Source organism: Arsukibacterium sp. UBA3155 (genome assembly GCA_002364615.1).
In the GTDB taxonomy this organism is placed as follows: Bacteria; Pseudomonadota; Gammaproteobacteria; order Enterobacterales; family Alteromonadaceae; genus Alishewanella.
Map to the genome: position 1 here is coordinate 1 of DEYP01000006.1, position 22,238 is coordinate 22,238.

Annotated in this window: 19 protein-coding genes; 5 read left to right on the forward strand and 14 right to left on the reverse strand. The window is 50.7% G+C overall.

The genetic code is table 11. From position 1 onward, the window contains the following. The first annotated feature begins 138 nt into the window (after window positions 1–138). From B2X65_RS02000 to B2X65_RS02005, 3 genes are all read left to right on the forward strand, one after another. A complete protein-coding gene (locus B2X65_RS02000) occupies window positions 139–1,263 on the forward strand; it encodes an ISAs1 family transposase (RefSeq protein ID WP_290610254.1) in 1,125 nt (374 codons plus the stop codon). A gap of 9 nt (window positions 1,264–1,272) precedes the next feature. Continuing rightward, complete coding sequence (locus B2X65_RS17820; RefSeq protein WP_283711154.1) at window positions 1,273–1,515, forward strand: cupredoxin domain-containing protein; 243 nt, start codon at window positions 1,273–1,275, stop codon at window positions 1,513–1,515. Between the two features lie 95 nt (window positions 1,516–1,610). Next, window positions 1,611–2,222, forward strand: coding sequence for a site-specific integrase (locus tag B2X65_RS02005; protein ID WP_290610256.1), 612 nt, complete (start codon window positions 1,611–1,613; stop codon window positions 2,220–2,222). Between the two features lie 95 nt (window positions 2,223–2,317). Here B2X65_RS02005 and B2X65_RS02010 read toward each other — a convergent pair whose 3' ends face one another. The 14 genes from B2X65_RS02010 to B2X65_RS02075 all read right to left on the reverse strand — a co-directional run bounded on the left by B2X65_RS02010 (window position 2,318) and on the right by B2X65_RS02075 (window position 19,954). Further along, window positions 2,318–2,920, reverse strand: coding sequence for a c-type cytochrome (locus B2X65_RS02010; protein WP_290610258.1), 603 nt, complete (start codon window positions 2,918–2,920; stop codon window positions 2,318–2,320). Between the two features lie 12 nt (window positions 2,921–2,932). Continuing rightward, entirely contained in the window at window positions 2,933–4,195 is a 1,263-nt protein-coding gene (locus B2X65_RS02015) for a hypothetical protein (protein WP_290610260.1), read from the reverse strand. 276 nt (window positions 4,196–4,471) lie between these two features. After that, window positions 4,472–7,594 (reverse strand): efflux RND transporter permease subunit, encoded by a 3,123-nt coding sequence (locus B2X65_RS02020; RefSeq protein WP_290610262.1) that lies wholly within the window; start codon window positions 7,592–7,594, stop codon window positions 4,472–4,474. After that, entirely contained in the window at window positions 7,587–9,212 is a 1,626-nt protein-coding gene (locus B2X65_RS02025; RefSeq protein ID WP_290610263.1) for an efflux RND transporter periplasmic adaptor subunit, read from the reverse strand. The genes B2X65_RS02020 and B2X65_RS02025 overlap by 8 nt, the downstream gene beginning before the upstream one ends. Window positions 9,213–9,223: 11 nt before the next feature. Further along, window positions 9,224–10,555, reverse strand: coding sequence for a TolC family protein (locus tag B2X65_RS02030; protein WP_290610264.1), 1,332 nt, complete (start codon window positions 10,553–10,555; stop codon window positions 9,224–9,226). 711 nt (window positions 10,556–11,266) lie between these two features. Further along, entirely contained in the window at window positions 11,267–13,546 is a 2,280-nt protein-coding gene (locus tag B2X65_RS02035; protein ID WP_290610265.1) for a heavy metal translocating P-type ATPase, read from the reverse strand. Window positions 13,547–13,630: 84 nt separating this feature from the next. Continuing rightward, entirely contained in the window at window positions 13,631–14,089 is a 459-nt protein-coding gene (locus B2X65_RS02040; RefSeq protein ID WP_290610267.1) for an ATPase, read from the reverse strand. A gap of 43 nt (window positions 14,090–14,132) precedes the next feature. Beyond that, a complete protein-coding gene (locus tag B2X65_RS02045) occupies window positions 14,133–14,414 on the reverse strand; it encodes a DUF2933 domain-containing protein (RefSeq protein ID WP_290610269.1) in 282 nt (93 codons plus the stop codon). 288 nt (window positions 14,415–14,702) lie between these two features. Continuing rightward, a complete protein-coding gene (locus B2X65_RS02050) occupies window positions 14,703–15,230 on the reverse strand; it encodes a DUF411 domain-containing protein (RefSeq protein WP_290610270.1) in 528 nt (175 codons plus the stop codon). Between the two features lie 25 nt (window positions 15,231–15,255). Continuing rightward, window positions 15,256–15,741: a YybH family protein gene (locus tag B2X65_RS02055; RefSeq protein WP_290610271.1), complete on the reverse strand. Its 486-nt coding sequence runs from the start codon at window positions 15,739–15,741 to the stop codon at window positions 15,256–15,258. Between the two features lie 39 nt (window positions 15,742–15,780). After that, on the reverse strand, window positions 15,781–16,692 hold the full coding sequence (locus B2X65_RS02060) for a CopD family protein (protein ID WP_290610273.1): 912 nt from the start codon (window positions 16,690–16,692) through the stop codon (window positions 15,781–15,783). A gap of 15 nt (window positions 16,693–16,707) precedes the next feature. Then, window positions 16,708–17,106, reverse strand: coding sequence for a copper resistance CopC family protein (locus B2X65_RS02065; protein WP_290610275.1), 399 nt, complete (start codon window positions 17,104–17,106; stop codon window positions 16,708–16,710). A gap of 17 nt (window positions 17,107–17,123) precedes the next feature. Further along, window positions 17,124–18,143 (reverse strand): copper resistance protein B, encoded by a 1,020-nt coding sequence (locus B2X65_RS02070; RefSeq protein WP_290610277.1) that lies wholly within the window; start codon window positions 18,141–18,143, stop codon window positions 17,124–17,126. Next, window positions 18,140–19,954 (reverse strand): copper resistance system multicopper oxidase, encoded by a 1,815-nt coding sequence (locus B2X65_RS02075; protein WP_290610279.1) that lies wholly within the window; start codon window positions 19,952–19,954, stop codon window positions 18,140–18,142. Before B2X65_RS02075 ends, B2X65_RS02070 begins: the two co-directional genes overlap by 4 nt. A 154-nt stretch (window positions 19,955–20,108) precedes the next feature. Between B2X65_RS02075 and B2X65_RS02080 the strand changes: the two genes are divergently transcribed. Next, window positions 20,109–20,795: a heavy metal response regulator transcription factor gene (locus B2X65_RS02080; protein WP_290610281.1), complete on the forward strand. Its 687-nt coding sequence runs from the start codon at window positions 20,109–20,111 to the stop codon at window positions 20,793–20,795. Then, window positions 20,788–22,182 (forward strand): heavy metal sensor histidine kinase, encoded by a 1,395-nt coding sequence (locus B2X65_RS02085; protein ID WP_290610282.1) that lies wholly within the window; start codon window positions 20,788–20,790, stop codon window positions 22,180–22,182. Before B2X65_RS02080 ends, B2X65_RS02085 begins: the two co-directional genes overlap by 8 nt. The last annotated feature ends 56 nt before the right edge of the window (window positions 22,183–22,238 follow it).

Genomic DNA, 22,238 nt, shown 5'->3' on the forward strand with positions numbered 1-22,238 from the left:
TGATATTCCACCTTGATAGGTATAAACCAGACTGGCACCCAGGGCAAGATCACGAACATTTAGTACGCACTTTAGCATAACTGATTGACCCCGATCTTCAGCTGTGATCAGATACTGGCTTTTACGCGGAGCCAGTTTATGAACATCGATATTTTTGCAGAGCACTTTTCAGAATTAGAAGACCCAAGGCAAGCCGCTAAGGTCGTTTACCCCTTGTTTGACGTAGTGTTTTTAACGCTTTGCGCAGTCATTGCTGGCTGTGAGGGCTGGGAAGATATTGAAGATTTCGGCGAAAACCGCTTTGACTGGCTGCAAGAACATAGCTTTTTTAAACTGGGTTTGCCGGTACACGACACCATCGCGCGGGTGATGTCACTGCTGGACAGCGAAGCCTTGCAGCGCTGCTTTGCCAGTTGGATGCAGGCTTGTACAGAGCTTACCGATGGTCAGGTGGTAGCAATCGACGGCAAAACGCTTCGCGGCTCCTACAACCGGGAAGACCGCTGCTCTTCTATTCATATGGTTAGCGCCTTTGCCAGCGCCAATGGTGTGGTAATGGGCCAGGTTAAAACGGACGAGAAGAGCAACGAAATTACGGCGATACCTCAGCTACTTAACTTGCTGGAGCTTAAAGGATGCCTGGTCAGTTTGGATGCAATGGGATGCCAGAAAGAGATAGCGCAGCAGATAGTAGATAAAGAAGCCGACTACCTGTTGACGGTTAAAGGCAACCAAGGACAGTTGCACGATGCAGTAAAACAAGCCTTTGCGGTGAAAGCGCATAAAGATAGTGCCGCGCAGTCACTGGAAAAGAACCCTGGGCGCTTGGAGTACCGAGAATTCCAGGTATGTGATGCCAGTGAATTACCGGAAAAACTCAAAGCTGCGTGGCCAGCGCTGACAACCCTTGGCATGGCAACGACTTACCGGGTGGAAAAGCACAAGCGTGCGGTGTTAGAGCAACGTTATTTTATCAGCTCAGCCGACCTTAACGCAGAAAGGCTGTCCCAGGCAGTACGCGAGCATTGGTGTATTGAAAACCAACTGCACTGGGTGCTGGATGTGAGCTTAAGTGAGGATGCGTGCCAGATATACCGTGGTAATGCAGCAGCCAATCTTGCCACGATGCGACACTTCGGCTTGAATATGTTACGCGCTGAGAAGCGGAAAATGAGTATCAGAAGAAAGCAGCGTCAGGCATTGATGAATGAGGCTTATCTTGATGCGGTGTTGGAAGCTGGCATGAGTGTGGTGATTAAATGACCACTCGTAATCTCACCCTGTGTTTACACGCCGTCGGTAATAGAGGTGCAAGCGGGCAGTCCATTAACCCTGAAGTTTAATAGAAAAGATGCGTCACCTTGTACAGAAACAGTATTAATACCAGCGCTAGAGATTAGTGCCAGCCTTAAATTAAACGACATTACCAGCGTGCCTGTGCCAGCTTTGGCCGTGGGAAAATATGAGTTTCACTGCCAAATGCAGATGTATCGTGGCGTGATAAATGTGGTCTAAGTTCATACCCCTGCATAAATAAGTTACAGCAGCTAATGTAACTAGCGTACTCACATACCAAGCTTTTTATTAGAGTAAGTTATGTGAGTGTTTTTATGTTATTGAAGATGGTGAATCACTTGCGGCAACTGCCTGACACCAAAAAGAAGCAGCGGGATATCGCGCTGGTGTTGACCGGCTTTTTTGGCGCCTTTCGTCGTAGCGAATTGGTGGCCATTCAAATCGGTGATCTCGTGTGGGAGCCTGAAGGGCTTCTCATTAAGTTGCCACGATCCAAGACCGATCAGCAAGCAACAGGTTTGGTACGGGCCTTGCCCTTCGGGGCACCAGGCTGCTGTCCTGCTACGGCCATGAGGAACTGGATAGAATCGGTTGAAATCAATGAAGGTCCGATTTTTCGCCCCATTAACCGCTGGGATAAGGTTCAACCCAAAGCGTTGAATTCCGGTGCCATTAATGAATTACTCAAGACGCTGGGTAATGCCTGTCAGTTCGATTTCGTATCGGACTTGAGCAGCCATAGCTTCCGGCGTGGTCTTTCCACATCGGCTGCAAGAGAGCGAGTCGATTTTGAACTGATTAAAAAGCAAGGCGGCTGGAAAAGCGATGCAACGGTTTGGGAATACATTGAGGAAGGACAGCAGTTCAACAACAATGCCTCGCTGGTCCTGATGGAAAAATTGGAGGCACTTGTTGGTAATGTCTGAAGAATATGGAGCGGCGAGCAAGGGAAAGGGCTGGAGAATATAACGTGGGGCAGAGTGCCCGGCTGACACCGAGCACTCTGCCCACAGATAAAGCCCTATTTCTCGAAGGTGGCTCGCATATAACCAAGTACGGCTTTCAGGTCGGCGTCGGTCAGACTGACATTGCCGCCCCGCGGTGGCATGGCCATGGGCGAGCCTGGACTCTGAAATCCATTGATCATGTTGCTCAGTAACTCTGCATCATTTTTGCTCAATGGGCCTTTCGACTTGGTGAAGTCCGGAATGCCAGGAAAGGCACCCTTGCCGTCGCCGCCATGGCATGCGATACAGGTGCTTTTGTAGACTGCCTCACCGGATAGACCGGAGTTGGCCAGATCCACCGATACAGACTTTACTGTTACCTTTACTGCTGGTGTGTTCGATGCCTGCAGGAACGCGAGAATATCACGTTCGTCCACCCCCCACAGTCCAGCACGGAGGCGCATGTGCATAACAGTGGTGTCCCAGTAAGCATCTGAAAACTCCTTAGGGTCGCGCATGTTGTGACAACGGGCGCAGTTATTGGCCCATTTCTGAGCACCCTTTGCTGCATCGCCTTTTGCTTCGGCCAGAGCCGGTGTGAGGACGGTTGCAGACAGTAACAAAGCCATACTACTTACACCGAAAAGCTTGCTAGTAATAAATTTGCTGATTTTCATATCAATTCTCCCCTAAAAACCGTAAGCCAGTTGCACTCGCACAGCGTTATCATCATCTGCGCCTGATGAGTCGTAGTCTTTTATCTCATAATTGAGCTTAACGACAACATGGGGGGCAAACAGGTAATTCAACCCCAGCGTGCGCTGAGAATAGTTTTCCGCAGAGTGAGGCGTCTGTAATTCACTGGTGCGAACGACGACTTCAAATGATGTCGAGGGGATTTTATAGGCTGCCTGCAGATACCAGGCTTTCCATTGACCTACCTCAACTTCGTCAAACTCCGCGGGGCCTGCATAATCTGCTGGAAGATCATCGCTGTGAAATTCGACTCCGGAACTACCTTCGCCAATCTCGGTTTTGAGGTATTCCCCTCTGAGCTCCAGGTTGTTCCAGCCATAGCGAAAATCAGCACCGATGACGTCATAATCAAATTCGCCTGTGGATTCAATATCGAGCTCAGGCCCATCGTGTCCACCAGCAAAAGCCTCCGTTACGGTGGCTTTACCTTTGGCAGCGGAAATCCCTATTTCCAAACCTGGAAACGGCAGTAGCCCAAGGCGGCCACCAAATGACTTCTTCCCGTCAGGGTCACTGGTACGGCCTTCGGTCTCCACCTCCTCGATGGCCAATTCGTAATCCCCTCCTTGTCCCTCTACTGCGGCGGCCAGGGTGGGCCCGTTACCAACATAAACAGCATAATTGGCGCGCATCTCGCCGAGTGGAAACCCGCCGCGCAATTGCAAGCCGGTCTCAGTTAGGGGCGCAGCTCCGCCATGCCCGAAGCCAGCGGGTGCCGAGACAGCTTTGTTGATCCAGCTAGGGTGCAAATTCTGCCGGAATTGACCTATGGGACTTAAAAATTTTCCCGCGCCAAGCGCTACATAGTCATTCAGGAACAGGTTGATAGAGGCATATTCCAACGCCAGCTCAGTGCCCCCATCAGCTGTGTTCGACAGCTCAAATTCTGTTTCGAACATTAGCCAGTCTTGGTAATTGTAGTGGATGATGGGGGCGACCAATACCTTGTTAAAAGCGGCGTTGCCTGAATCCGGATCGGCGTACTCGACCGCTCCATAACCTGCCATATGAAATGACGAATCTGTATTACGTTCCGCTGCCGTGTTTTCCAAGCGATCAACTTGATTTTGAAGATCGTCGACTTGCTGCCTGAGATTGTCGGTCTGATTGTCTGCGTAAACAGCGGCAGGAACTATTGCCGCTGTAACACTTAAAGCCAGAAGGCAGCATTTGAGTTTTGACTTCTTCATGTTCATGGTTTTCCCTTATCGTTGATTTACCCAACTTCTACACCGGTAGCTGTCAAGCTAGTTGTCGCCTAAGGTGTGTTTTATTAAGCTTCTTTGTCTATTATATGGGGTGATGATTACGGATGGATAGCTCCAACATGACATGACTGTAATGTTTAGGTGTTTTGATTGATTCAGATCAACCAAATAGCATTAACCTATTTGTGCATTTGGTGCTTTATTGGTTTATACCACAGAGCTCCGGCAGGGGCAGACAAGTCTGCCCCATTTAGTTTGGCAATATTATGCTTTCAGCGAGCGGGTGCGCCATAGGTAATACACGACGGGTAATACCAACAACGTTAAAATCACAGCACTCACCATTCCGCCCACCATAGGCGCCGCAATCCGGCTAACAACTTCCGCACCTGTTCCGGAACTGAACATAATGGGCAACAATCCAGCGATAGTGGAGACCGTAGTCATCATTACGGGTCTTACACGAAGTCCCGCGCCCTGTGTCACGGCTTCGAGCAAATCTTCTTTTAATGGTTGCACTCCACGCTCACGACAGGTATCTATCAATTGGTGATATGCTTGGTTAAGATAAGTTAACATGATGATACCTATCTCCACCGTAACCCCCGCCAGTGCAATAAAACCAACCGCAACCGCGACAGAAAAATTATAGCCAAGCAGGTACATCAGCCAGATTGAACCAATTACCGCCAGTGGTAGTGTTCCCAGAATAATGGCTATTTCAGTGAAGTTACGAAAATTCATGTATAACAGAATGATAATGATGGCAAGCGTCAAAGGAACCACATAGGTCAGTTTCTCTTTGGCGCGCAGCATGTATTCGTACTGACCGGACCAGGCCACCGAGTAACCGGCCGGTAAATCCAACTGCTGCTCGACCGTTGCCATGGCCGCTTGTACATAGCTGCCCACGTCCACCCCATCGATATCTACAAAGGTCCAGCCATTCAGCCTGGCGTTCTCGCTCTTGATCGCTGGCGGGCCGTCCTCCACATAGACATTGGCCACATCGGCGAGCGCAATGCGTTGGCCGCTGGGCGTAACGATGGGCAGCAGCGCCAGCTGTTCTGGCGAGTCTCGATAGTCCTGCGGGTAGCGCAGATTGATCGGATAACGCTCCAGCCCCTCAATGGTCTGCGCCACATTCATTCCCCCAATGGCCGTGGCTATTACCTGCTGCACATCAGCAATATTGAGGCCATAGCGCGCCGCCTGTGCACGCTGAATATCCACCTTGATGTAACGCCCACCGGCCACCCTTTCGGAATACACCGAGGCTGTGCCGGGTACATCCTTGAGGATCTGCTCTAGTCGCTGACCAATCTTCTGAATTTCTCGCAGATCCTCGCCCGCCACCTTGATGCCTACCGGCGTCTTGATACCGGTGGCCAGCATGTCGATGCGAGTCTTGATCGGCATCACCCAAGCGTTGGTTAGACCGGGGAATTTCACTAGCGCATCCAGCTCCTTCTTGAGCTTCTCCGTGGTCATGCCCTCGCGCCATTCCTCTTTGGGCTTGAGCTGAATAAAGGTCTCGATCATGGTCAGCGGAGCGGGATCCGTGGCTGTCTCGGCACGACCGATTTTGCCAAACACGGTTTTTACCTCAGGCACTGTCGCGATCAGCTTGTCGGTCTGCTGCAACAATTCCCTGGCTTTGCCTATCGAGATCCCCGGATAAGTGGTCGGCATGTACATGAGATCACCTTCATCCAGATCGGGGATGAATTCACTACCAATCTTGTTAACCGGCCAGATCCCAACGAGGAAAATCACAACCGCAATCGCAAGTGTGATTTTCGGAAAACGCAATACGGTTTTCAGCAGGGGCATGTACCCGGCAATCAGTAATCGATTAACAGGATTCTTGTTTTCCGCTACCACCTTGCCTCTGATGAAATATCCCATCAAAACCGGCACCACTGTGATAGCAAGCGCCGCACTGGCTGCCATGGCATAGGTTTTGGTAAAGGCCAACGGGCTGAACATCCGGCCCTCCTGGGCTTCCAGGGTGAATACTGGTACAAAGCTCACAGTGATAATAAGCAAACTGAAAAACAGCGCCGGACCGACTTCACTGGCTGACGCCGCCACGATTTTCCAACGGTTCTCTGGCGTCAAGGGCGTACGTTCCATATGCTTATGCATGTTTTCGATCATGACAATCGCGCCATCAATCATGGCGCCTATCGCAATCGCTATACCGCCTAATGACATGATATTGGCATTAAGGCCTTGCCAATACATCACGGTAAAAGCCGTGAGTATACCTAGCGGCAGACTGAAGACCGCCACCAGTGAGGACCTGACATGAAACAGGAAAATGACACAGATCAACGCCACAATAGCGAGTTCTTCGGCCAGACTTTTCCACAAACTGTCAATGGCGCGAGATATCAGCCCTGAACGATCATAAACGGTTACGATCTCCACGCCCTCGGGCAAACCCGCCTTGAGTTTTTCCAGCTTGGCCTTGACCCCATCAATGGTTTTCTGGGCGTTCTCACCGAAACGCATCACCACAATACCGCCCACCACTTCACCTTCGCCGTTCAACTCGGCGATGCCACGGCGCATTTGCGGCCCCAATTCGATATCCGCCACATCCTTGAGCAACAGCGGCGTACCGTTAACATCCAACCCTAACGGAATGTTGGCCAGATCATCGATACTCTGGATGTAACCGCTGGCGCGCACCATGTATTCGGCTTCGGCCATTTCCACCACCGAGGCGCCCACTTCCTGGTTGCCGCGCTGGATAGCCATCTGGATAAGAGACAGGGGAATACCGAAGGCGCGCAGTTTTTCCGGGTTTACCTTCACTTGATACTGCTTGACCATGCCACCGAGCGCCGAGACTTCGGAAACACCCGGCACGGTTTGCAGCTCGTATTTCAGGAACCAGTCCTGCAGGCTGCGCAGCTGACTGAGGTCATGCTTGCCGGTACGGTCCACCAGGGCGTAGAGATAGACCCAGCCAACTCCGGTAGCGTCCGGCCCCAGTTGCGGCCGGGCGCTGGGCGGTAATGTGGGCGCGACCTGAGACAGGTACTCCAGCACCCGGGAACGTGCCCAGTAGGCATCGGTATCCTCGTCGAAAATGACATACACAAAGGAATCGCCAAAAAAGGAATAACCGCGCACGGTAACCGCACCGGGTACCGACAACATGGCAGTAGTCAGTGGATACGTGACCTGGTCCTCCACCACCTGCGGTGCCTGCCCAGGAAAACTGGTCTTAATAATGACCTGTACATCGGACAGATCGGGAATGGCGTCCACCGGGGTGTTTTTCAGCGAATAGAGACCCATCCCCACCAGCATCAAAGTAGCCAGCAGCACGAAGAAACGGTTACCGATGGACCAACGGATTATCGATTCAATCATGATTGTGCTCCTTTTGATCGTGACCGCCGTGGTTCATGCCCTGGTGTTCGCTGTGCTCCGGCATCGACATATCACCGTGATCCATACCCTCGTGCTGACCGTGATCCATTCCTGCAGGCATGGCATCATTGCCTTGCTCATTGGGAATATGCACTTGGGTAATCTGGTATCCACCACTGTTGTTATTGGTGATCTGCACATGCAGGCGCATTCCCTGTTTGAGCGCATCCATGTCCACAGCCTCAGCGACGGTGAAATCCATGGTCATGGTGGGCCATTGCCAGTCCGGGATGGCCTCGTGCTCCAGGGTCACCATGCGGTGATCCGGCATCAGGCTGTCGATACGTGCGGCCACCCAGACTGAGCGGGAATCAGCGTCTGCCTTTACATCCATTGATTCGCCTTGCTGATCGCGCTTGGCCATGCGCTTGAAGTCCGACGTCTTGCTGGATTCCGAGTCGATCAGGAACTGAGCAGAGGTCACAATGCGTTCCCCTTCTTTGAGTCCCGACTGAATTTCCACCTGCCGCTCGCCCACGCGGCCGACCTCAACGGCCACCGATTTGAATTTGCCATCACCCAGCGCCAACACCACGCGCGCCTGGCTGCCGGTACGGATCAGCGCTTCCCGCGGGATTAACAGTGCTTCAGCCCCCGCCTGGGTCTCAATGACCATCTGCGCGAACATGCCCGGCTTGAGGAAGTCGTCCGGGTTGTCGAAATGCACCCGGATTTGCGCGGTACGTGTCTTGGCATTCAAAGACGGATAGACATAGTCCACCTGGCCCAACCAATCCCGACCGGGCAGGTAATCGAGCCGCATCCGCACCTGGTCGCCGGTCTTGACCAGGCTTGCCTGTCGTTCGAACACCTCACCGATCACCCAGATATGTTCTAGCTGGCCGATGCTCATCAGACTCAAGCCAGGCTTGACGAACATGCCCTCACGCACCGCGAGATTGTCCAGTACCCCGGACTGCGGCGCGGCAACGGTGATGGTCTGGCTGACCTTGCGGGTTTTACGCAGCCGGTCGATATCTGCCTGAGGTACTTGCAATGCCAATAACCGTTCCACGGCAGCGCCGATCAACACCGGATTGTCGCGTTTCAACGCCAACAACAATTCCTCCTGGGCGTTGACCAGGGTGGGTGAATAGAGGGTGTACAGGGGGTCGCCCTGTCTGACCGGATCCCCGGCGGCCTTGACATGGAGCTTCTCGATCCAGCCTTCCACGCGCGGGCTGATATGCACCAGCCGGTTCTCATCGTATTGCACGTAACCGACGGTTTTGACATCCAGATCCAGAGACCCGGACCCAACCGTGGCGGTGCGCACGCCGAGATTGTTGACGACCTCGGGCGATATCTTGACGGTGCCGGCTTCATCCTCTCCGGCGGATTTCTCGTACACAGGGATCAGATCCATGCCCATGGGCGATTTGCCAGGCTTGTCGCGCTTGTAGTTGGGATCCATGGGCGCCACCCAGTAAAGTGGCTTGCGTTCACCGCCGGTTGCTGTCATATCCCCCTCATCGGGGTTGCCGAGCAGCCAGACGCCGGATGCGCCGAGCAGCGCGCCGACGGCCGTGCCCAGCAAGGTTTTGGTGAATGTATTCATGTTGAACTCCTTTAAAACGGTTTCGCCGGCCGTGCATCGTCGAACGACGCCTCGGCGAGCAGGTAATTGATTTGGGCGATGGTCTTCTGCCGATCCACGGCAATGGCGAGCGCGTCGACCTTGGCATTCAATTCGGCAATGCGAGCACGCACGGCTTCGGCGAAGTCGCCGTCGTCGTTGTTGTAGGCGGTCAGCGAAGCTTCTGCCTGCTCAGCCATTTGCGGCAGCAGCTGATCGGCGTATAACGCCTGGCGTTCATCAAGACGCGCCAGTTGCACGCTCGCGGTTTCCAGTTCCGCCATCAGCCGACGACCAAGCAAGTGCTTTTCGGTTTTGATGGCCTCGGTTCGATTGACGGCGGCGCTGACTTCCTTGTCCTGCCGGTTACCGGTGAAAATGGGCAGGTCGAAGTTCACGCCAACGGAGAACAGATCGGCCCGGTCGCGCCCCATGGGATCGCTGTCGCGATAGCCGTATTGGGCGGTCAGGCCCCATTCGGGCTTGTATTTCTGTTTTGCCAGATCCACACCGGTTTGCGTTGCGTCGATACGCTGGTCCAGCGCTCGCAACGCGGGATGATGACGGATCCATTCGTAGCGCGTATGCTCGCTGGACTGCTTAATGGTCGGTACCGACAGTGGCCTGGAAAGAGACTGTGTCGGTAGTACCGGAGCCAGAGGGACAGTGGCAGGCGCACCGATCCATTCGGTCAGACGCTTTTGTGCGGCTTGCTGTTGCTGCCTGAGCATCGTCAGTCTGTCTTCGAGACGAGTCAGCTCCAACTGCGCACGGATCACGTCCTGCTGACGTGCCCTGCCCAGCGCCGAGGAGTAACCCGCTTTGGCGGCATCCACCAACTGCTCAAACAGTGCGCGATCCTGTTCGATCAGCCGGATACTCTCCTGAGCTTTGAAGGCCTCCAGCCACAACTGGCTGACCATAGCGCTTACCTTGGCCTTGCGATCCAACCTTAGCAGTGGATGTTGCTCGGCTAGTTGCTGCTTTTGATGCTGGGCGAGCGCAAGGCTATCGCCCCGTGGAAACATCTGGCTGACCCCTACCGACAACTGGGTCATGGCTTCCTGGTTCAAATCGAAAGTGTCCACGGGGAAATTGCCCGCCATCAAGCTCACTCGTGGGTCCGGTAAAGTCGCCGCGGCTATCGCTTCATCATTGAGAGCTTCCTGAGTGAACTGGCTTCCCGTAAGCCAGGGATCAGCATCTACGGCAAGTGCAACCGCCTGCTCCAACTTCAGTGGCTCAGGAAACGTCTGAGCATACCCAATAACATTGCTGACGCTTAGCGACAAAACGACAAAGAAAGTAACATTTGACAAGTTCATTAGTGCCTCCAAAACAATTTAACAAAAAGCAAACTAACCACTAACGAAGCGACATGCTCTCATTATTAGTGTTAGCAAAATACTTTGCAGTATGCCTTTCTCAAACGTATTAAAATCAAGTGATTTAGGTTATTGGCGGTCTTAATAGCGGAAAATAAGGTGATGGAGGAACTGCTTTATTATCAGCAAAATAAGTTGTGACCGACGTAAATTGCTGGGTGAGCATGCTTACTGGCGGCGGGGAAATTAGCGGAATACCACTAATCATGCAATTTGCATCAAGTTGGCAATCTGTACAACAACCTCGCTCAGACTGGTTGATTAAAAGGTTGTGAAGGATAGCCGAATGCTCTGATTCAGCTTGGTGTTGAGAGGTTGTAGTGGTGTGCACTATCTGCTCAGGAAACATAGTACACGAATCAAAGCCATTGGCTAACGCTTCCCTGGTAAGGAAAGTGATTAATATTAGCCAAAAAAACCATGAAGCTTTACGCAAAACGTTTCTCACTTATAATATGTTTGTACTAATATCAGCGTACCCAATTTCACAAAAGAATTGATATGCAAGCCTGTCCATTTTGTGTTGACGGCTTTATGTGGCGACTCAGGGCCCATCAATTATAACTTATAAATTATAGATGGCGTATCACCAAATTGATTTTGCCTACGCCGGCGTGATGTTTAAGATCACGCATCTTTAAATTTTAACGTTCAAGACATTATTTTTCGTTTAAATTGCTGTTTTAGCAGTAATGAATTACCAATTACTGATAATGAACTGGCGGTCATTGCCACGACCCCAATCATTGGGTGTAGTAAACCAATCGCAGCAATCGGGATAGCTGCAATGTTATAGGCACTGGCCCAAATCAAATTTTGCACAATCTTATTAAAGGTCGCTTTTGATAGATGCATTGCATCAACCACGCCAGTCAATTCGCCCCGCACCAGGGTTACGTCGGCTGCCTCTATAGCGACATCAGCCCCTGCACCAATAGCAATGCCGACGTTAGCTTGTTTTAGCGCCGGCGCATCATTAATGCCATCTCCGACCATGGCCACATAGTTGCCATATTTTTTTTGAAGTTCGCGCACCGCATCGACTTTGCCGGCGGGCAACACACCCGCCTGCACTTCATCGATGCCAACCTCATTAGCCACAGCGCGTGCCGCACGTTCATTATCGCCAGTGATCATCACCACATGCAGGCCCAGCTCATGCATGCCACGAATGGCAGCAACTGACTCCCTCTTAATGGTATCGGCCACGGCGACAACACCACAGGCTTTACCGTCAACCGCAACCAGCACAGCGGTGCGGCCACGCCCTTCCAGCTCATCTAACTCTTGATCCAGCGCTTGGAGGCCTATGACGCCCTCTTCATCGAGCAATTTGCGGTTTCCGATCAGTACAAAAGCACCCGCAACCATACCAGACACTCCTCGGGCGCCGGTAGAGCGAAATTCAGTAACCTCGCCAGGTTTTACATTGCGTTCGCGTGCACCCTCAACAATCGCCCGGGCAATTGGGTGTTCCGACGCATTTTCAACCGTAGCGGCCCATTGCAACAATTGTTGCTCGGTCACACCATCAGCGGTTGTCAATTCGGTCAGTTTGGGTTCACCACGGGTAATAGTGCCGGTTTTATCCAGTACTATCACTCTAATGTCTTTAAAGGTCTGAATCGCTTCACCGGATCGAATCAAAATGCCTCGTTCTGCGCCAATCCCTGAGCCAACCATTAACGCTGTCGGGGTAGCCAGGCCTAACGCACAAGGGCAAGCAATAACCAATACGGCAATGGCCGATAGTATCGCCAACACTGTCGTGCTTGCACTTGGGTCGACCCAGGGTAGAAAACCGGCCCCCCACTCCAGCATAGGCCGCAAGCTATCAGCAGCCAATAACCAAACAATCAGGCTGCCAAGCGAAATAAATAACACGATAGGAACAAAGCGGCCCGTCATGCGGTCTGCAAATTCCTGAATAGGCACCCTCGAGCCCTGAGCCTGCTCCACTAATTTAATAACCTGAGATAAGAACGTATCGCCGCCCACCTTGGTGACTTTTACCCGCAATCGACCTTCTTTATTAATAGTAGCACCGATGACATTATCGCCTGCTGCCTTATACACCGGCACTGATTCACCAGTGGCTATAGATTCGTCCAGATGGCTCTCTCCATCCAGTACTTCGCCGTCTGTTGGCACTTTATCACCAGGACGGATGAGCATCACATCGCCAGGTTTTAACTCCTTGACCGGTATCTCCAGCTCTGCGCCGTCTCGTTCTATACGGGCGATTTTAGCGCCCATAGTCAATAGCTTACGGATAGCCTGAGAGGCTCGGCCCTTCGCCTTGGCTTCCAGAAAACGTCCCAGCAAGTGAAAGGTCATGATGGTGGCAGCCATTTCGATAAAAGAAGTCATACTATAAAAAAAGCCGACCAGGCCAATCAGATAAGGCGGAATTGAGCCAAGTGAAATCAGCACGTCCATATTAAACGTGCGGTTGGTCAGTGAGCGCCAGGTAGAATTATGAGTTGCCGCACCGCCAAACAAAAATACCACAGGAAAAGCCAGCAGCGCGACAATAGCCAGGTATCCAGGAATGGGTTGCCAGAACATATGAGGCAACATCAGTAGCATAATCATGGCGGTAGGGAGCCCGGCTATCCAAAGTCGTTTGTGGGCTTGGGTTAAATACGCTGCGTCAATTTCAGCGTCGTGACCGGTGTCAGCATCATCGTCAGCGGACACTTGTGCCACATCGTAGCCTGCTTTTTCGACGGCAGCGCGGATATCATTCAGAGTTAATACCTTTGCGTTATAGCTGAGGTGCACGCGATGCGCTGCAATATTAGTGCTAATCTCACCAATACCTTTTAGCCGCTTCAAAGATGTTTTCACAATCCCGGCGCAGTGATCCGATCCCATGCCCGGCACCGTTAGCCGTGCCTGACTTCTTTTTTCCAGTGCTGCACTGCTCATGACGTTTCCTTCAGAGGTGACTAAAAATTAACCTAGCTAAAACTTCAAGATTAGCATTCCAAACCTAAACGAAAAGGTGGTTAGTTACAGATCGCTCATTCGGCCAGTCTGCCTGGACAGCCGCATGGCTTCATGCTCTTCCATTGCCAGTAACGAACCCAGCAATGCTTTCGCTTCAGGAATATCAGCCCTCGCTTCAATATCCCGGTAAAGCTCTATAACCTGTTGATGATAATCAAATACCTCGTTACAGATTTCATCAAAACCAAGGCTTGCATAGTGGCTATCACAAGTTCGGTGTGACTGTATGGGCTGATGGCAAAGATAGTCATAAATGTAAGTTTTCAGAACTTTAGGTGCAGCCTGCTGTTCGAATAATTTCAGCATATGCTCAATTTTTGCTTCATGCTCAGCCAGGTAGTCAAGCAATATTCTGGCCTGCTGTTGTTCATTCTTAGTAGCACAGTGAGCAAGACACAATGCCAAGTGTTGATGCAGCTGACGGGTCCATTCTATCAGGTCTGAAAAGGTTTTAATTTCCATGTCGTGCGCCTCACAATTACTGCTCAAGCTTAAAGTTAATAAATCATTGCTGCGGTTTAGAATGTTGAGAACACTGTTTTTTTCCTTCTTCAAGCCCCCGATGATAAGCCTCGTTTGAATCCGGGGAAGTATTGTTTTGATTAGATCCACTATGGCTCTTGTGCATAAAAACGTGCATCAGCGGGCATAGCAATAAAATAAGATAGGGTAAATAAGGCAAAAAGTGACTACCATGCTCGACAAATAGGAAATACAGTGCTGATGCAACTAAAAACAGTACAATGAGACCATGAAGACTGAGCCAATTTGTTGATCTTGCTGACATGAAATAACTCCTCATAAGTTTTAGAGAGACAAGTACGTAAAAAATTTTGAATTTTTCACATCCATCCTACAGATCAAACATTCAATATTTGTCAGACTAACAAACAGGAGTATAAACCTGAATGTGGCTAAAAAATTGATCTAAAACAAAGGGACGCTCCTTGGCAAAACTATTTTTTACAAAGACATCAACCCGAGCAAACAGCGCGTAGATATAGAAAGCCATTCTGGTAGCACTGGATGAAACAGATTACCCCGCTACACCTGTTGCATCTGGCCAATGTGCATACTACTGCTGGCTGGCTGCACTGACATGAACATACACGCTACTGCTGCCATCCTTCATCAACATGATGATGTCATACGGCATAAAGCTATCACCTACTTCCATTCCCGGAGAACCCATTGGCATAGCGGGTACGGTGAGGCCAAGCGCGTCGGGATGTGACTCAGCTAAAAATTGCCTGATATACCTGGCAGGAATATGGCCCTCAAACACAAAGCCCTGTTCTGAAACGGCCGTATGGCAGGAATAATGTTCAGGCTTAATGCCATAGCGTTTTTTTATGCCTGTTAAATCATCATAATTCTCTGCAGCAGACACGATATTGTTCTGTTCCAGATGCGATATCCATTTTTTACAGCAACCGCAACTGGGTGTTTTGTATATCGTTAATGTGATTGCTGGCAAAACACTGTCGGTTACCGGCGCTGAAACCTGCGCTACTTTATCTACTGCTGGATCTACTGCAGGTTCGGTGCAAGCCACCAATAACAGCGGCACCAACAGCATTAGCGAAGTAATTTTGATTGTCATCCGTAGTCTCCTTTGCTGGTCGCTGTTATCGCGACCAATGTATATGTACAATGCGCCAGCCTTTTTCATTCTTCACCAGTACCAATGTTTCTTTACCAGTGTAATCAATCACTTTTCCTTTATATTCGCCGGACATTTTTGTTCTGCTTACCGAATACGCGACATCACCTTGCACGACGGTATGATGTTCAATTACCTCGCCTTTGACCGCGGCCAGAAATTTCATATCCGACAACATATGATGACTGGCATATTCATCGGCAGAGCGCTCTACACCGCCACCTTCAATAATCAGGACATTGTCTGCCAAGCTTGAACGGGCAACGGCAGCTTTGCCTTGCTGCAAGGCTTTGTGAAAAGCTTTTACGACCTGCGCAGCGGCGGACGTTTCGCCTGTAAACATCTCAGTAGCATTCGGTTTTTCAGTGCCATGTGCGACAACGATAACCGGCAGCATAAGTAGAGAAAACAGGGATGCGACAGTTAACGCATTTAAGTTTTTGAATAACATGCCATATATCCTTTTATTCTATAAATTTCAGTTGGATGGTTAGCCCGCCGGCCCAACCACAGTGGTAAAAACTGTGGTTGTTGTTAGCACCAACACGGCCAGTAGGGTCTCGACCATTATAGATCTTCGCAGCGTGTCGCTGTTGTGATGCCGTGCCAGGTCTTTTACCAGTTTAAATTTATGCCAAGCTGCCAGTAACAACATGCAACTGACTAACATCAGTTTAAACAACATTAACCGACCATAGTCGGTGGTAAATAGTGCGTTAAGGGAACCAATTAACTGCAGCAGCAATAGCAGACCACAGCTCAGCAGCACTATTACGATTACAACTGCAACGCGACCAAATCTCTCCATCAGCGTCAACAAAGACGATATAGCCATCAAATCGCAACTTTTCTTAAGCGGCCACAATGCACCAACCCAGGCTGCAATCGCCAGCACGTGCAAAAGCAATATTGCTTGTACCCAACCGGCAAGCGGCGCGGTGTGACCGGTGAGGATAAAACTACCTGCCAGAGATACAATGCCGCTGAAAGCGAGAATCCAGGCAACAATCCAGGCGACAATGGTATCCTTTCCCCAACCCGACCACAGCAGTGCTGCGAACAGCAGTGCTGCAAAGCCACTAAACCGTATTACAGTTTGACTCCCTATGGCAGACTGCCAGACAATGTTTAGCATTATCGTGTCCATCATCGCCGCAGGTCCGCTTTCTGCCATAGCACCTGCCTGCAACGGCAATTGTAGTAGTGCTAAAATCATCCCTGCAGCAGACCAATTGATCAACCAGCGGTTAAGCCAAAACTGAAAACGGTTAGAGCCATATTGGTCGAAGGTGCTCCGAAGTGGCAAGAGGGTAAAAAGCAGCACCGCGCCGATCCCACTAACCACTGCACTATAGCTAAGCAGTTTTAACAACATTAGAAATAGCGCCCAAACATCAACCATCTTCGTTACCTTATTTTAATGCTGATGTGAATGTGGCGAAGCTTCTGCGGTCGCAGATGCACTCGGGCCATGCAGCATAAAAGTGAAGTCGCCACTCATTTTGTGGCCATCGGCACCCAGTGCTATCCAGCTTACCTGGTAGTTACCGCTTTGTAGCACAGGTAACGCCCAGCTAAATTGCTCAGATGCCGACGCTGATGGCGTAAATCCAAATTCAACACTGGTGTTATCCGCGTCGGTCAAACTTATTTTTGTAAGGCGAACCGGGCCGCTAAAGTTCAGGATCAATGTATCTGGTGTCTGCGTCAGCATGGCCTTATCAGCTGGCACCGTTTGTGTAAGATGGACATGTGCCAGCACCTGGCCGGCGAAAAAAAGTGCCACCAGCGGCAGCAGAAATTTAACTATTTTCATCTTCGTTTCCTTATTAATTAAAACCAAAACCGTAAACCGGCAACTAGCGCAGTTTCTTGAGTTGCTTCATCGTACAAACGGGCGAGATCGGCCGTATTACCATACTTATTACTCCATTCTATACCGGCATAGGGTGCCAATTGGCGGGAAAATTCATAGCGCATACGCAAACCGACGTTTGAAGACGTCAATCCTTTACCGATAGCATTTACCGCGTCATCTTTACCGTAAGCAGCTAGTTCTGCCCGCGCTTGCAATACCAGGCGTTGGGTCAACAACACTTCATATTCTGCTTCAGCGGCCAGTGCAGTACGCCCATTACTACCAACGTAAGCGGTGATATCCAGCTCAAACCAGTATGGTGCCAGCCCTTGAATGCCAAATGCCAGCCATTGCCGACTTTCACCCTCAGCATTTTGATCGAACCGTACACCAAGCTGGCGATCCCAGTATGCTGCAACTGCATGTCCCCACAACAAATCGGTCTGACTTTCTTCCAGTATACCCTCGCTAACATGCCCTTCAGATTTCACTACCAGTTTATCGTAGGTGGTGCCATACCAGGCCTGCATATCGAACACCACTGCATCGGTGTCAATATCGTACTCCAGCCGGTCCCCCACAATTGACCACATTGGATGCTCAACAGCATGTTTTAAATGCCGGGAGTCTGCCATGCCATAGGGGCCGTCTGTCAGGGTGTAACCACTGGAATAAGCGTGTGGATCGCGCGCATCCGCCGGCGCCTTACCGCCCTGCATCTGCATATCGCCGTGATCCATGCTGCTGTGATCCATCGGCTTCTCGTCATGCTGCATTTTGCTGTGGTCCATTTGGTTATGGTCCATCGGCATCTCATCTTGCTGCATTTTGCTGTGGTCCATCTTGCTGTGATCTACACCACTGTTATCCTGCGTTTCATGCTGATGTGGTTGCGCTTCAGTCGCGGTTTGTGCGGCCAGGCCGCCACTTAATAGCAATAATGTGCTGGTGAACAATAAAACCGGCAGCTTGGTTGTCGCAATTGGTTTCTTCATGCCACCACCACTTCTCTGAACATGCCTGCATCCATATGGAACAATAAGTGACAATGCCAGGCCCAGCGGCCTACATCATGGGGCGTGGTTAAAAAACTAATACGCTGTGCCGGCTGAACCGGTATGGTATGACGCCGAACCAGCACTTCACCACTGTCATTTTCCAGGTCGCTCCACATACCATGCAGATGCATCGGATGGGTCATCATCGTGTCATTCTGCAAAATAACCCGGATGCGCTGGTTAAGCTTCATATGCACCGGGGTACTTTTACTGAACTCTAAACCGTCAATTGACCAGCTATAACGCTCCATATTGCCGGTAAGGTGTAACTCTATTTCTGCTTCCGGGCCACCCTTTTCGATAATGCCGTCCAATGAATGTAAATCGGCCAGCGTTAATGCCCGCCGTCCGGTATTTCGCAAACCAATACCTGGATCGTCCAGATTGGTTCTGGGCATGTCCACCCGCATATCGACCGACGGGCCGTATTCGGTGCTGGCGTGGCGCACTGTTTTGCTGGGCACAGCAAATGGTGTTGGCCTGGCATGCTGACTGTGATCCATTGCCATGCCACCGTGCATACTATGATCCACCGCGGCACTGCCAGTCGCCATAGCGCCTGCCTGCATCGCGCTGTGGTCCATCGCGTTGCTGCCTGCCATATCACCCATCATGTCGGCCATGGTTAGCCACTCCACCGGATCTAACGCCGGCACAGGCGCATTTAGGCCAGCCGCTACTGCCAGCGTTCCTCGGGCGTAACCGCTTCGGTCCATACTTTGAGCGAAAATGGTATAGGCATCGGTTTGCGGCGTGACGATAACATCGTAGGTTTCACCTGGGCCAAAGCGGAATTCGTCTACCGTTACCGGATGCACATTTTGTCCATCGGCCTGCACCACGGTCATTTTCAGTTCGGGAATACGCACGTCAAAAAAGGTATTGCTGGAGCCATTGATAAAACGTAAACGCACTTTTTCGCCTCGCTGAAACAAGCCGCGCCAGTTGGCCAGTGGTGTGCTGCCATTCATTAAATAAGTTAAGGTTGCCGCAGACAAATCGGCCAGGTCAGTGGGGTTCATCCGCATCTGTTGCCACATTTTGCGTTTCGCTAAGGCCGCTTCTAAACCTTTAGCCGACATATCGCGAAAAAAGTCCCGTACTGTTGGCTGATTAAAATTATACACATCACTTTGCACTTTCAGTTTGCCAAACACCTGCCTCGGATCATCGTCGGTCCAATCTGACAGCTGCACCACATATTCGCGATCGGCAGTAATAATATCTTGTGCTCTGGGCTCAATGATCAGCGCACCATACATGCCGGTCATTTCCTGAAAACCACTGTGAGAGTGATACCAGTAGGTGCCGCTCTGCTGCAACGTAAAGCGATAAACAAAGGTTTCACCGGGCATAATGCCCCTGAAACTCATGCCGGGCACACCGTCCATCTGGTAAGGTAAAATAATGCCGTGCCAGTGAATAGAACTGGGTACTGACAAGGTGTTAGTCACTTTTATCGTGACCTCATCCCCCTCACGCAGGCGTAACGTTGGGGCGGGAATGGAACCATTAATCGTCGTTGCTGTTCGCACTACCCCCGTAAAGTTAACCAGGGCTTCGCCAATGGTCAGCTCAATAACCTTGCCGCTTAACTCTGACGCATAGCCGGTGAAAGCATTATCTCTGAAGCGGCTACCCGCATGCACAATATGCGGAAAGGTAGCCAATACACCGCCCGCAGCCAGCCCCTGGACGAAACGGCGACGCGACACTGACCGCGGCATCGATAACTTGTTGCTGCCCATTGCTATCCCTCAATACGTTGTAATTTATTGCAGTCTAGTGATTAAAGCTGTCAGCAGCATGACTCAAACATGACAAAGTTGTAATCTTGTCGTCATCTTGCTGTATGCCTACCAGCGCCATACTTCTGGCAGAGCCAACGCCAAAGGAAAAAAGATGCGTTTACTGATTGTTGAAGATGAACTGAAAACCGGTGACTATCTCAAGCAAGGTCTGACTGAAGCCGGCTTTCAGGTATCGCTGGTCAGAAATGGCCTGGATGGTCATCATCTGGCGATGACAGAAGCCTTCGATCTGATCATTCTCGATGTGATGCTACCCGACGTCAGCGGCCTGCGCATCGTGCAGGCACTGCGTGAGCGCGATAACCGCACGCCGGTGCTGTTTTTATCGGCCCGCGACAGCGTAGATGACCGGGTGAAGGGGCTTGAGCTGGGTGCCGATGATTACCTAATCAAGCCATTTGCCTTTTCTGAAGTACTGGCCCGGGTACGCACCCTGCTGCGACGCGGACAAAACATCAGCGCCGCTGAGCTGTTACAGGTAGCCGATTTGCAGTTGGATATCGCCAAACGCAAAGTAGTGCGCAGCGGCACAAAAATAACGCTCAGTCATAAAGAGTTTTGTTTACTGGAGCTACTGATGCGCCGCCGGGGTGAAGTTTTGCCGCGATCGCTTATCGCATCGCAGGTATGGGATATGAATTTTGACAGCGATACCAATGTTATCGATGTGGCTATCCGGCGCCTAAGGGCAAAAGTAGATGACAGCTTTACGCCTAAACTGATCCATACTGTGCGCGGGATGGGTTATAAACTGGATGAAGAGCAAGATAATGAATAACAGCCGTCAGCGCCCGCTGTCTCTTACGCTACGCGTGGTGCTTTTTGTCACTTTGACCATTTCAATTTGCCTGTTTTTTGTCAGACAGATGCTGATAAGCTCGGTTGAGCATCATTTTATTCAACAGGATGCGGATGAGCTGGCAGTTATCGTGCGTTCTGTCGAAGAAATACTGCACCGTGCCGCAACTCAGCAACAACTGAGCGCAACGTCACTGTCGTTGGCGGTTGCCGGGCATCATGGCGTGTTTTATCAAATTATGGATGAACACAACGCGCTGATTTATCGCAATGCCGATTTTGATTTAACTCAGCTGTCAAGCCTCTCAGTCGCAGCCGACCATTTTGATGATGCGCAGATTTTCAACTGGACGCTGGCAGAAAAAACATATCACGGTGTAGTAGTGAAACTTACTTCCGCAGCCGCAAACTACCAGGTTATTGCCGCCATTGATACCAGCTTTCACTTGCAGTTTTTGCAGCAATTGCAAAGAAGCCTTGGTTTTATTTTATTTGGTTCCTGCATACTCACGCTGCTGGCCGCCTGGCTGGCGGTGCATCAGGGCCTGGGACCTCTCAGAGGCTTGACTGAGCAGATGCGCGATATTCAAACCAATAAACTCGACATCCGGCTCAACTCTAATACAGTACCTGCGGAATTAGAGCATATGGTGCAGTCATTCAACCATATGCTGCACCGACTGGAAGAAGGCTTTACCAAGCTGTCGCATTTTAGTGCCGACATTGCGCATGAGCTGCGCACTCCACTAACCAATATCATTACCCAAACCCAGGTTAGTTTATCCAAGCCACGTACGCTGCAGGAATACCAGAATGTGTTGTTTTCAAATCTGGAAGAACAAGAACGATTAAACAAAATGATTAGCGACATGTTGTGGTTGGCGAAAAGTCAGAATGGGCTGATCACACTGCAAAAGCAGCCGCTAAATCTTGCGGACGAAATTAACGCGATTTTTGACTTTTTCGAAGCATTAGCTGAAGAGTCCGGCGTTACGTTACAATTTTCCGGCGCGGCAATTATGGTGCAGGCTGACCGCACGTTACTGCGCCATGCGTTAACCAATCTGCTGTCGAATGCATTAAGGTATACCGCTAAGGGCCAAAGCATTACCGTAACAACGGCGTTGGCTGCACCTGGCTCGGTTACTATTTGTGTCGAAAATCCTGGACTACCCATTCCGCCAAAACATTTACCCTTTTTATTTGAACGTTTTTATCGAGCTGACCAATCAAGACAACGCCATAGTGAAGGTGCGGGTTTAGGTTTGGCTATTACTAAAGCCATTGTTGACGCGCATGAAGGTCATATCAGTGTCGAATCAGATCAGCAAAGCACCCGCTTTGTGGTCAGGCTGAAAACAGCCTGACCACTGCCTTACCATAGAGACTGCGCTAAAGCTTCCCCGCGCAGTTTCTGTTTTAG